Genomic DNA, 12196 nt, shown 5'->3' with positions numbered 1-12196 from the left:
CGAGCCGATGGGTTGAGGATCGTGATCCCCTGGCACCGGGCGGATGCTCACCGATCATGAGGAGCCGCGACGCTATCAGCGGTCCGATGTATTACTCCGGCCTGCGCGATCAGGTCGCGGCCAGCGGTGCGCCGATCTGGATGTCGAAGTACGCCACCAGATCATCTCCCTCGACAGCGCCCCGGCGGGCGTCGATGATCACGACCGTTCCGGCCACGATGCCGGCGAAGCTGGTGCCTGATCGCCGGGACTGTTCGATGCGCTCCCTGACCGGACGGCGGACCGCCTCGGTAAGAAAGGTGAGGCCGTGCGGGAACTCCTCGCTGAGCAGGTGTCGTTGCCGCCCCGACTCGATCAGGCTGCCAATGCCGAACTGTGCCGAGACGATCTGGTCACCACGGAGGGCGACACGGAAGTAGCCGTTCGACTGGGGGCGGTCGCAGCTCTGCTGGGGTGGATAGAAGCAGTCATAACCACCAGCCAGAAGGTCATCAACAGCGGAGCTCATCGCGGTCGCGTAGTGCTCGGAGCCGAACGGCCAGCGCCGCACGGAGGTGTCCCGGGCGGTGACGACCAGTCCGTTGTGCCCGTCGTAGCTGTAGTCCGCGTGTGTGTCCCGCCACCCCGTCCGGGGGATATCGTCACTCCGCCCCGTCGTACGGGTCTCGAGATCCCGATCGAAGTCGTCGATCTCCTGCCGCACGCGATCACCGGCGTCGGGCCAGATCGCGGTCAGCGCCGGTGCCGCGGCCGCGGCAACCTGATCGTCCTCATGGTTCGCCTGGGTGGGCGGGAACCACACCCAGGCGAGCCGGTCGGCGCGGTCGAGCAGGAACTGCGCCACCTGCGGATAGACCGAGTCCGCCTCGTCGCGGTGACCGATCCGGCACCACAGGGCACGGCCGTCCGCATTGGCTCGGACCTGCGCACAGAACCAACCGGCCTCCCTCAACGGCCGAGTGAGAGCCCCTGCCGTACCGTCGGTCGGGGCCGGTTCGGCCCGCGAGTTCTCACCCGCTGCGTCATGTTCGTAGACGTCGGCGGGCGGCAGCGACGGCGGCCCGTCCGACCGGGTGCAGCCCGTCAGCGCGAGCGGACCGAGGCACACGGTGATAAAGGCGATGACAAGCGCGCGACGGACCGGCCGATGTCGGCATGCGGGCGCGGAAAATGGGCGGGACACGGAGTTCATCGAAGCCGCGGCCCCCCAAGTCGGCAACTTCGGTCATCAAGCGCGGTGGCGTCGGGGCAGTCGGCGGCCTCCGCTACGAGCCCCTGCCAGGCCCTGTCGAACCCGATACCAAGGTCACCCGCTGCCCCTCGGTGGGCTGCTCCGCGAGCCGGCCGACGAGCAGGACGCCCGATGGCCGGCCTTGAGACCGGCGAGACCGATCATTTCGCTGGTGCCCGCCTCTGTGCCGGCGTGAGCCCGCCGCGATCCGGCAATCTCAACATCTGCCCGAGCAGAGCGGCGGTTCTCTCTTCGGTTACCGATGGGTTGGCGGAGCGGGCGAGGTCGGTCACGATGTTCAGTGCCGCATGAGTTCGGAAGCGAGTCTCGGACGGCTCTTCCTCCGGACACACCTCGGCGACCAGGCCGACCCAGGTGTCGACGTGCCGCCGCTGCGCGGCTCGCAGTCGCCGGAGGTCGGCCGGGGGCAGGTTATCGCTCTCCGAGAGGTAGACCGCGGCCAGGTCGGCCTGGTCGAACGTGATCTTGACGTACGCGTCGATCAGTCGGCCCAGGGCCTGCGCCGGTGTGTTCGCGTCGGCCAGCGTCGCGGCCACGGTGTGCTCCAGGCGGCTGGTGGCACGGTAGTAGGCGGCGGCCAGCAACTCGGCCTTGCTCGCGAAATGCGTGTACACACTGGAGGCGTTGATCCCGGCGGCCTGGCCGATGTCGGAGATGCTCACCTGGTGGTAACCGCGCTCGTGGAACAGCCGTATCGCCTCGGCCAGCAGCCGCTCGCGGCGGGGCAGCAGAGTGAACTGGTCGGGCCGATGACGCCGCTGCCTCTGTCGCGGTGCCACGGGCAGGTCAGCAGAGATCACGGCGGTGACACAGTCGAGGATCGTGCGTTCGGCCTTGGTTCTGGACAGGCTCGCGCGGTGGGTGGAGGGGCTCGCGATCACACTCAGTGCCGCGGCCGTCAGGAGCGCGGCATCGTGTTTGGCCAGTTCGGGCCGGAGGTCTAGCAGCAACTCGCGGAGCGTGCGCACCGCGCCGTCGAACGACGCGGTGACCACCGCCCGTTGCTCGGCGGGGAGATAGCGACCCTCCCACTGGTAGAGCCGCGCCATGGTGCGCCTGTCCAGGGTGTAGCGCGCCAACGCCCGCAGAGCGGCGTGCAGGCGGTCGTGGGGAGCATCCATGTGAGCGCCGGAGCGGACGCACTCCACGAAGCGGGTGACCAGTTCCTGGACGGCGGCGGCGAGGACGGCCTGTTTGGTCGAGAAGTGCCGGTAGATCGCCGGGCCGGTGATACCGACTTCCTCGGCGATGTCCTCGATGCCGACATTGTGATAGCCGCGAGCGCAGAACAGTTCCGCGGCGACGAAAGCGATGGCCTCCTTGCGATCCTTCGACCGTCGGCGCTGGCTTGTTGGCATGAACCGAGTGTAGCGGCCGATCGGTGACGCCAGGATCGTGATTGCTCAGATCAATAGATGCCGCTGACCTGCGAAAACGGAAAATCAAGTAAGTGGAGATTCGGATGCCTTGACGATAGAACGTTGTTCGGGTTCTGATGGATGCGCTCAGTGCCCGGCGAAGGGAGCCAAGGATGGTCACAGAGGAGGACGTGCGCGCCGCGGTGGGGGCGCACACAGTGCCAGGACTGCTGCGGCGCAATGCCGATGCGTACGGAGACCTGCCCGCCCTGACCGGAGCCGACGGGCGCACCTGGACCTGGCGGGAGCTGTACGACCAGGTGCTGTCCATGGCGAGTGGGCTACGGGCGCTGGGACTGCGACGCGGTGACCGGATGCTCATCGGCATGTCCAGCCGCCCGGAGCACTGGGTCGTCGACCTCGCCGCGGTCGAGCTGGGCGCGATCCCGTGCACGACCTACGCGACATTGAGCCCCGAGCAGATCCGGCAGGTCGCCGTGCACAGCGCGGCGGCCGTGGTGGTGCTGGAAGGTCCCGCCGAGTTGGCCCGCTGGGCGCTCGCGCTGGCCGAGATGCCCGCGGTCAAGGTCGTCGTCATCGAGGACCCGGATGGCCGGCACACGCGCTACGCCGATCTGCTGGCGGCGGCGCATGAAACGCCGGTCGCGGAAGCCGGCCAGGACGACCCGGTAGCGATGATCTACACCTCGGGCACGACCGGCGATCCGAAGGGCGTGGTGCTGTCGCATCGCAACGTGCTCTATCAGTGCGCGCTCCAGGAGCTGGTCCAGCCGGTTCCCGCGCATCCCAGATCAGTCGCCTACCTGCCGCTCGCGCACATCGCCGAGCGGGTGCTCGGCATCTATCTGCCGATCTACACGGCGGGACACGTGACGATCTGCGCCGACCCCACCCAACTGCTCGCCACCCTGAGCAAGGTACGGCCGCAGGGGTTCTTCGGCGTGCCACGCATATGGGAGAAGTTCGCGGCCGGGATACAGCACATGCTGTCCGGCCTGGACGATGACCGTCGTGCCGCAGTCGGCCACGCGCGGGAGCTGGCCGCCGAGGCGTACCGGATCCATGCCACCGGGGACCCGCTGCCCGACGATCTCGCCACTGCGCTGGAGCGCGCGGACCGGACGGTGCTGCGCCCGATGCGGGAACGGATCGGACTCGCCGAAGCGGCCCGGCTGGGCAGCGGTGCCGCCCCCATCCCGGCCCAGGTGCTGGAGTTCTTCGGCAGCCTCGGCATGACGATCATGGAAGTCTGGGGCCTCAGCGAGACCACGGGCGCGGCCACCAGCACATTCCCCGACAACTACCAGGCCGGCACGGTCGGCCTGCCCATGCCCGGGATGGAGGTCCGGCTCGCCCCGGACGGCGAGATCCAGGTGCGCGGCCCCCTGGTGTTCCTGGGCTACCTCCAGCCGGATGGGCGGATCCAGGCGGATATGGACGCGGACGGCTGGCTGTCGACAGGCGACATCGGCAGGTTCGACGAGCGCGGGCTGCTGCAGATCATCGACCGCAAGAAGGAGATGATCATCACCTCGAGCGGCAAGAACATCGCGCCGAGCGCGGTCGAGTCACTGCTGCGGGCACACCCCTTGATCAGCTATGCGATGGTGGTGGGCGATCGCCGCCCCTACCTGACGGCGTTACTGGCGCTGGACGAGGAAGCCGCGCCTGCCTGGGCCGCGGCCCACGGCCTGGCCACTGTGGACCTGAAGGAGCTGGCCGCGGAACCACGCCTGCATGAGGAACTGGCCGCCGCCGTCCAGCGGGCGAACAAGGCCTTGTCGCGGCCGGAACAGGTGAAGGCGTTCCGCGTGCTCGACCACGCGTGGCGCCCGGACGGCGGAGAGCTCACCCCATCACTGAAGCTGCGGCGTCGCGTGATCCAGCAGCGCTACGCCGACGTGATCGAGAAGCTCTACACGGAAGGATCGTGACCTTGACCTTGACCGATGAGCGACGTGACTTCGTCGCCGCGATCGACGACTTCTGCAAACGCGAGGTCGGGACCCGCGAGCAGTGGCTCAAGCTGACCGACGGCGGCAGCTCACCGCACAACGCCGAGCTGTACCGGAAGATGGCCGAGCTTGGCTGGCTGGGGGTCGCGGTGCCGGAGGAGTACGGCGGCGCCGGTCAGAGCATGGTCGATCTACTCCTGTTCCTGGAGACGACCGCCTACCGGCAGGCCCCGATCGGCGGGTTCGCCACGTCCGCGATCACCGCCGCCTCGTACGAGAAGTTCGGCAGCGAGGAGCAGAAACGGCGCGTGCTCGGCGACTTCCTGAGCGGCAAGGTGCTGGCGGTGTCGATGTCCGAGCCCGGCGCCGGTTCGGACGTCGGCGCGCTGACCTGCAAGGCCGAGCGGCGTGACGGCGGGTGGGTGATCAACGGCCAGAAGACCTGGTGCTCCAACGCGCACATCGCTGAGCACATCCTGCTTGTCGCCCGCACCTCCACGGAAGACCGCAAGCACGACGGGCTCACCATGTTCTCCGTACCGGCCGGAATCGACGGTCTCACCGTGCGCGGCATCGACACGATGGGCGGCCGCGAGGTCAACGACCTTTACTTCACCGACTGCCTCCTGCCCGACGACGCGGTGGTCGGCCGGGTCGACCAGGCCTGGCGCCAGTTGATGGCGGGGCTGAACCTGGAGCGCATGATCATCGCCGGTCTGATGCTCGGCACCGCACGCAGGGTGTTCGACGACACGGTGTCCTACGTGCGGGAACGCCGGCAGTTCGGCCGTCCGGTCGGCAGCTTCCAGGCGCTGCGGCACCGGCTCGCCGACCACGCGACGGAGTTGGAGTGCACCCGGCTGCTGGTGCACGATGTGGCGCGGCGGATCGAGGCCGACCCGCAGCGGCAACTGCCGCGCGAGACGTCGATGGCCAAGCTGAAGGCCACGGAGTTCGCCAAGGCCATGGCGCTCGACGGCATGCAGATGATGGGCGGCTACGGCTACGCCACGGAGTACGGCATGGAACGCCTGCTGCGATCCACGGTGGTGTCCACGGTCTACGGCGGCACGAGCGAGATCCAGCGCGACATCATCGGAAAGGCCTACGGGCTCTGACAGTGATGACGCGGATGAGCGCCTCCCGCTGGGGTCCGACCCAGCGTATGGCTGACCTCGGGTCCTCAACGGGATCCGCCGGCCTCGGCCGGGAGGCGCTCATCCGCTGTCGAGGACCCCTCCCCAGAACGGCTCCTTGGGCTCGGCATCAAGCCGCTCCACGATGACGAACCGATTAGCGGAGGTCAGTCCATCCAACAGCACACGGACATCCTTTGAGGTCGGGCACTCCACCACGTCGCCGCGCTCATTCGATGCGCATGCCCGTAAATCCATGAGTTCAGCCTCCACCCCATGACCTGGTCATCGCCCCGCCTGGCGCCGAGCCGAACCTTGAACCCGTCGCCGTGGGCGGCTGGACGTCCACCCAAGAAACGCCACGTGGTAGCGGCTGCTCTCGGACAGGCCCCGGTGAAAGATTTCAAGGGTCCTGCCGTCCCGCACCAGGATGTAATCGCCGAGCTGAAACTCGGCCGCCATAGCTCCCGCTTCGAAAACCGTGTAGATAGCAGTGCCCCGGCTGTCCCATACGATCGATAACTACACGCCGAGCGTGTGGCGTACGTATCGGCGATCTGGAGGCCCGACCTCGATGCCGTTCTCGTCGAGCGCGTTGTAGATCGCTACCCGGTCCTCCGGGAAGATGAAGCCGACAGCGACCGCCCCCTGCGCCATGTCCTCACCTGCCCATTCGAGAAGCTCCACCGCTTGCAACCGCTGCCCCTCCAACGCGGCCAGCTCGCCGGGCACGCCCTCTCGCCACGCGAGCCGAAATCCCTCTCCGGCCCAATCCAGCGGCTGAGCCGGATCCACGGTGTTCCACGTGATCGAGATTTCATCGAACCTCTGGTGAACGATCTCGACTTGCTCGCCCTCGAAGTCCAGCAGAACCAGCCCGTCAGAGAACCACGCATCCTCATCGAGATCCCACACCAGCAGAGCACCGGTCAACCGCCGGCCTTTCAGCATGGCCAGTCTCCGGCCATGAGCAGCGGCGACAGCCGAACACCCCCTCAGCCACATCGGCCGGTAGCCGGCGACCCCGAAGTCGAACATCTGGCGATGATGTCAGGTGACGGCGCCAGGAGGTCGAGCCTGTGCGAACCGCGGCACTGATGAGGAGAGATCGGTGTCGTGCCAGAAGCAGACGGGGGAATCTCATCTGGCATTTTGCCTTCCGCTATGTCTTACGCCACCAGGGCCGCTACCCCGAGCGCGTGCCCGACGGCCGCCTCGTTGAACGCCCGAATCGCCGCCGTCTCCGCCGTCTTCACCCAAGCCAGGCCGAGGATCGAGGGAGGCAACCCCGTGACGGGGACGAAGCTGACATCCGGGCGCGCGTGGCGAGCCGCCGTGGGGGTGCAGAACAACATGCCGCCCCGGTCGAGCGCCACCTGGGTCAGGCCCTCCTGGCTGGTGGCCACCGTACCGGCCAGGGGAATGGGCCGGCCGGAAGGGGTTGCGGACGGTGCCACACGCTCGCGCCACGTGCGCGGAGCCGGGCCGTCCAGGCCGATCAGGGACACGTCGGCCAGCTCCTCCGCTCCGATGCTCGTACGGGCGGCCAACGGGTGGCGCGAAGAGACGCCGAGCTGGTACGAGACCCGGTTCAGCCCTTCGCCCGTCGCCAGATCGGGCTCGTCCACCGGGAGCAGCGTGAACGCGATGTCCACCTGTCCGGCCCGCAACTTGCCGAAGGGGTCGGAGAGCGGGATCTCCACCAGCTCGACCTCGCACCCCGGGTACTGGCGCTCGAAGGCACGCACGCTGCCGACGACGACGTCCGTGGGCGTGGCCAAAAAGCCGAGCCTGATCACGCCTGTCACCTCGCGGGCGGCCGCCTTGGCCCGGCTGACCGCGTTCGCGAGGCCGTCATAGGAGAGGCGCAGGTCGGCCAGGAAACGTTCGCCCAAGGTCGTAAGGCGCACGCGCCTGCTGGTCCGGTGGAAGAGCCGGCCGCCGATCCTGGTCTCCAGCGAGCGCATGAGCTGGCTCACCCGGCCAGGTGACAGGTAGAGGCGCTCGGCCGTACGCGCGAAGTGCAGCTCCTCACTGAGCACAACGAAGCACTCCAGCTCCCTGAACTCCATCTCCGCCTCCGGCTGATCGTTTAGTCCACCTGAACCAAGCTTTCGACCTTCGCCATTGTTCCCGCTGGTAGCCGGCAGAAGGCTTGCCGGCATGACCATGACTGATGTCTCCGCCGCCACGCGGGCACGCTGGCTCGCCGTGTCCTCGGTCGCGGTAGGCACCTTCACCATCGTGACCAGCGAGATGCTGCCCGTTGGCCTGTTGACCTCGATCGCCGCCGCGCTCGACGTCTCCGACGGGACGGCCGGCCTGATGATGTCGGTTCCCGGACTGGTCGCCGCCGTCTCCGCGCCCGTGCTGGCGATCACCACCCGACGGCTCGACCGGCGCGTCACGCTGTTGGGGCTGATGGCGCTGCTGGCGGTGGCCAACCTGACGGGCGCGTTCGCGCCGAACTACCCCGTCATGCTGGCCGCCCGGGTGCTGACGGGGGTGAGCATCGGCGGGTTCTGGGCCTTCGCGGCCGGCCTCGGCCTGCGACTGGTGCCCGAAGGGTCCGTCGGGCGGGCCACGTCGATCATCTTGGCGGGAGTGTCGGTGGCGTCGGTGCTGGGGGTGCCCGTGGCGACGTTCATCTCGTCGTTCGCGGGATGGCGGACCGCGTTCATCGCCATGGGGGCGCTGGCACTGGCCCTACTCGCGCTGCTGGCCGCCACCCTGCCGCCCCTACCCGGCGAACCCCGAGCCCGCGCGTCTGAGCCATTGCCCCACGAAGCCCCGGCCCACGCATCGGAAGGGCAGCTCGCGTGGCTCTCGGGCCCGCTCGGGGTCGTCCTCGTCCTGACCGTCCTGATCGTGTCCGGCCACTTCGCGGCCTACACCTACGTCCGGCCGTTCCTGGAACAGGTCTCCCACGCCGGTCCCGCCCTCGTCAGCACCGCCCTCCTCCTGTACGGCGCCGCGGGCGTGGCCGGTAACTTCGCGGCAGGCGCACGGGCGGCCAGGAACCCCAAGCCGGTCCTGGTCGCGCTGGCCGTGCTCATGGCACTCTCCACGGCGGCGCTGCCCCTGATCGGCCTGCCCCTGATCGGCCTGCCCCTGATCGTGCTCGTGGTGTGGGGCCTGGGCTACGGCGGTGTGGGGGTGACCCTGCAGCTCTGGATCATGCGGTCGGGCGGCGGTGAAATGGGCACGGCGCTCTTCGTCGGCGCCTTCAACGTCTCCATCGCGCTCGGCTCGTTCGCCGGCGGCCGGGTCGTGGACGGCGTGTCGATCTCCGCGGTCATGTGGGTGGGAGCGGCACTCGCTGTGGCCGGCGCGGCCACCGCCGTCATCTCGGGCAGGAGTGGGACGACCGGTTCATGAAGGATCGCGCCTGATCGGGGTGCCGCCCCACTCCGCCGCACGTCGAAAGCGTGATCTGGCCACTCCTCGCGTCCCCCATGCCCGCATTCGTCTCCCTCAGTACCGGCGACCGGCCCCGCGCTTGCTAGGTTTACGCGTCTACGCGAATTGATCAATAGGGAGACATGGACCGCAGCAGCCGACGTACCGAGGCCCTGTGGACCGCCGTCGCGCTGGGGACGGTGGCGCTGCTCGCGGCGGCCTGGGCGACGGTGAACCAGGCGTGGCCGTGGAGCAACGCGCTGCCGGACCGGTCGTGCTGGAACTCCATCGACCGGTCACTGTTGTCGGACGCGGCACGGCGTGGCGACACGTCCTGGGAGGTCGCCGAAGGTGCGGACCGATGGGGTGACGCGGAGTGCACCGTCACGACGGGCGACTGGCGGTTCAGCACCACCGTGATGAAGACGCCGCTCAAGGCACATCTGTGGTGGAGGCTCGGCATCGTCCCGCTGGGCCCCGGCCTGCCAGGGATGATCAGGCCCAGCGGCGACCGCGTCGAAGGCTGGCTCTATCTGCCCCCATGCGGGAACGAACTAGTCGCGGGCGACATGGGGTGTCACTGACGACAGCGGTGACAAGGACGGGCGAGGGCCTGGCTCATCGGGCGCCGGCCGAGCCGGTTGGCCCAGCCGTGCGGGTGCTGGGAACGATGCAGTGGGGTCCCACTGGCCCGGCGGGCGGCGGGTTGCCTCCATCTCCGCGGTAGGGCCGCCGACCCGCGTTCCGGTCCTTCTGATGACGCTCAGCGCCACACCCTCGATCGTGAAGGAGGTCCGCACCTGGCCGGCCCGCCACACCGAGCACCCGCCGTACCAAGCCGCACCCGCCGGCCAGGGACGCGCCGCCGAACCGGGACTCTACGGAACGACGGCTCTGTCTCTCTTTCTCAACCGGACAGACCCGTTGCCGACTCCCCGGTGCGCTCGTCCTCGGTGGGGAGGGAGAAGCGGTCCCGCCGGTCAGGCGGAACCAGGTCGAGGTATCCGGGGTGCCGGGCGATGTAGTCGCGGACGAACGGGCAGTACGGCATGACCGACAGTCCGGCGGCCCGGGACGCGTCCAGCGCGCCCCGGACGAGTGCCGAACCGAGGCCGCGCCCCTCGTACGCGGGATCGACCTCGGTGTGGATGAACGAGATCCTCGATCCGTGACGCCGGTACTCGGCGAAACCTGCGACCTTCCCGTCCACGGTGATCTCGAACCGCCTGGCCTCCGGGTTGTCGGCAACCCGTGGTTCGGTCTGCTCCATGTGTGTCTCGGCTCCTTCGGCGGGCGCCCGGGTCGCCCCACGGCGACCCGGTTCGTACGGACGAACTCTCTGCGGCGTGACGGTCAGGCGGCGATCGTGGCGTGCATCTCCCACACCAGGATCTCGGCGGGCTCGACGGCGGTGACCCGCTGCCCACCGGTCGCGGTGAACCGTACGGCGTCGCCGGGGCCGAGCGTGCCCGCGCCTTCGAGCGTGACCGTGCCGCGCGGCACGAACAGGTGCAGGAACGGGGCCTCGGGCAGCTCGACGCTCTGCTCCGGCCGCAGCCGGGCGGCGTAGAGCGCGGCGTACCGGTTCTTGATCCGGATGGCGGAGGCGCCGTCGTGCTTGTCCATCCCGGACGCCACCGGAACCAGGCCGCCGGACAGCAGCTCGTTCTCGATTTCGAGTTGCTCGTAGCCGGGGGTGATGCCGGGCTCGTCGGGGACCACCCACATCTGGACGAAGTGCACCGGCTCGTCGTGGGCGGCGCCGCCCCGCAGCCGCCAGGAGTCGTTCTTCTCCGAGTGCAGGATGCCGGTGCCCGCGCTCATCCGCTGCGCCAGGCCGGGGTAGATCACGCCGGAGTGGCCGGTCGAGTCCTGGTGGACCAGAGAGCCCTCCATGACCCAGGTGACGATCTCCATGTCCTGGTGCGGGTGAGTGTCGAACCCGGTGCCGGGGAGCACCCGGTCGTCGTTGTTGACCAGCAGCGTGCCGTGGTGAGTGTTGCCGGGGTCGTAGTGACGGCTGAAGGAGAAGGAGTGCTTTGAATCAAGCCACGTGGTGGCCGTGGCGAACCGCTCGTCCGCGCGGCGGACGTCCACTCGCGGGGTCGGCGTGGTCCTGGTCATGGGATCCCCTTCCGGAGGTCTCGCCCGAAGCGCCGGAGGTGAGGTCCGGCCCTGTAGATGATCTGTCATCTACGTCCCGGCTCAACGTACATGACGCATCATCTATTCCGCAAGCGCATGACGTGTCATCCATCCGAGGTAGGCTGGACGGCATGGACGGTCCCTCCTCCCCACTCGCCCCCTCCGGTCGGGCAGACGCCGGAGTCGGCACTCCCTGGCTGGACGCGGACGAGCAGCGCGCCTGGCGGGCCTACGTGCGCATGCAGGGCCTGCTGGCGGCGCGGCTCAACCGCGAGCTCCAGCTCGAGTCGGGCCTGTCCCTCGCCGACTACGACGTGCTGGTCCAGCTCACCGACACCCCGGAGGCGCGGCTGCGCCCGTTCGAGCTGCAACACGAGTTGCAGTGGGAGCAGAGCCGCCTGTCACACCACCTGGCCCGGATGCGCCGCCGCGGCCTGGTCGAGCGCGAGGAGTGCTCCGAGGACGGGCGAGGCGCGTTCGTCGTGCTCACCGAGAAGGGGCGCCATGCCATCACCGCCGCCGCACCCGGCCATGTCGGCGTGGTGCGGCGGTTCTTCTTCGACGGGCTGACCCGCGAGGAGGTCGCCATGCTCGAACGGCTCACCACTCGGATTCTCGATCGCCTCTCCGACGCGGACGCCGAAACCCAAGGCGACGTCGGCTGACAGTGACCTCGCGCGCGTATCGGTGAGAAGACCCGGACAACGACGTCGGGAACCGCTTGCGTCGTTCGCGACGGTGACAGCCCGCGAGCGAGGAACGCATGCCGCGCGCGCTCCGCTCACCGCCGCCCGGCGAAGGCCATGTGCCTCGCTCGCGGGATATCGTTCGCGGCCACGCGGCGGGCTGGATCACGACCCTTGCGATGAACCAGCTCACCGCGGCTGTTATACGTATATGAGAGGTTCGGTGGGAACCGTGCAGATCGAG

At 68.8% G+C, this 12196-nt stretch carries 12 protein-coding genes; 5 read left to right on the top strand and 7 right to left on the bottom strand.

Features of this window, described 5'->3' with window-relative positions:
- Nucleotides 1-109 precede the first annotated feature (109 nt).
- Together AB0I59_RS40340 and AB0I59_RS40335 are read right to left on the bottom strand one after the other, a co-directional pair.
- Nucleotides 110-952, bottom strand: a complete 843-nt coding sequence (locus AB0I59_RS40340) for a hypothetical protein (protein WP_358141964.1) — start codon at nt 950-952, stop codon at nt 110-112.
- A gap of 440 nt (nt 953-1392) precedes the next feature.
- Nucleotides 1393-2610: a TetR/AcrR family transcriptional regulator gene (locus AB0I59_RS40335; RefSeq protein WP_358141961.1), complete on the bottom strand. Its 1218-nt coding sequence runs from the start codon at nt 2608-2610 to the stop codon at nt 1393-1395.
- Between the two features lie 173 nt (nt 2611-2783).
- Here AB0I59_RS40335 and AB0I59_RS40330 point away from each other — a divergent pair, with 173 nt between their 5' ends.
- Both AB0I59_RS40330 and AB0I59_RS40325 read left to right on the top strand, forming a co-directional pair.
- Nucleotides 2784-4565, top strand: a complete 1782-nt coding sequence (locus tag AB0I59_RS40330) for an AMP-dependent synthetase/ligase (RefSeq protein WP_358141958.1) — start codon at nt 2784-2786, stop codon at nt 4563-4565.
- Nucleotides 4562-5704 (top strand): acyl-CoA dehydrogenase family protein, encoded by a 1143-nt coding sequence (locus AB0I59_RS40325; protein ID WP_358141955.1) that lies wholly within the window; start codon nt 4562-4564, stop codon nt 5702-5704. The genes AB0I59_RS40330 and AB0I59_RS40325 overlap by 4 nt, the downstream gene beginning before the upstream one ends.
- A 99-nt stretch (nt 5705-5803) precedes the next feature.
- On the opposite strand, the gene AB0I59_RS40320 is transcribed toward AB0I59_RS40325, so the two are convergent.
- From AB0I59_RS40320 to AB0I59_RS40310, 3 genes are all read right to left on the bottom strand, one after another.
- Entirely contained in the window at nt 5804-5995 is a 192-nt protein-coding gene (locus AB0I59_RS40320; protein ID WP_358141952.1) for a hypothetical protein, read from the bottom strand.
- A gap of 249 nt (nt 5996-6244) precedes the next feature.
- Entirely contained in the window at nt 6245-6760 is a 516-nt protein-coding gene (locus tag AB0I59_RS40315; RefSeq protein ID WP_061253091.1) for a hypothetical protein, read from the bottom strand.
- 131 nt (nt 6761-6891) lie between these two features.
- Entirely contained in the window at nt 6892-7794 is a 903-nt protein-coding gene (locus AB0I59_RS40310) for a LysR family transcriptional regulator (protein WP_358141949.1), read from the bottom strand.
- 91 nt (nt 7795-7885) lie between these two features.
- Between AB0I59_RS40310 and AB0I59_RS40305 the strand changes: the two genes are divergently transcribed.
- Nucleotides 7886-9100, top strand: a complete 1215-nt coding sequence (locus AB0I59_RS40305; protein WP_358141946.1) for an MFS transporter — start codon at nt 7886-7888, stop codon at nt 9098-9100.
- Between the two features lie 164 nt (nt 9101-9264).
- Entirely contained in the window at nt 9265-9705 is a 441-nt protein-coding gene (locus AB0I59_RS40300) for a hypothetical protein (protein WP_358141943.1), read from the top strand.
- Between the two features lie 323 nt (nt 9706-10028).
- On the opposite strand, the gene AB0I59_RS40295 is transcribed toward AB0I59_RS40300, so the two are convergent.
- Both AB0I59_RS40295 and AB0I59_RS40290 read right to left on the bottom strand, forming a co-directional pair.
- Nucleotides 10029-10391, bottom strand: coding sequence for a GNAT family N-acetyltransferase (locus tag AB0I59_RS40295; protein WP_061253087.1), 363 nt, complete (start codon nt 10389-10391; stop codon nt 10029-10031).
- A gap of 83 nt (nt 10392-10474) precedes the next feature.
- Nucleotides 10475-11245 carry a pirin family protein gene (locus AB0I59_RS40290; protein WP_061253086.1) on the bottom strand — a complete coding sequence of 257 codons (771 nt, stop codon included), beginning with the start codon at nt 11243-11245 and terminating at the stop codon, nt 10475-10477.
- A gap of 152 nt (nt 11246-11397) precedes the next feature.
- On the opposite strand from AB0I59_RS40290, the gene AB0I59_RS40285 reads away from it, so the two are divergent.
- Complete coding sequence (locus AB0I59_RS40285) at nt 11398-11931, top strand: MarR family winged helix-turn-helix transcriptional regulator (protein ID WP_358141939.1); 534 nt, start codon at nt 11398-11400, stop codon at nt 11929-11931.
- The last annotated feature ends 265 nt before the right edge of the window (nt 11932-12196 follow it).

Origin of the sequence: Microtetraspora glauca, assembly GCF_040656155.1 — a bacterium.
Classification (GTDB): Bacteria; Actinomycetota; Actinomycetes; order Streptosporangiales; family Streptosporangiaceae; genus Microtetraspora; species Microtetraspora glauca.
Note: the sequence above shows the minus strand (reverse complement) of the source record. Positions and strands in the feature narration are given on the sequence as shown.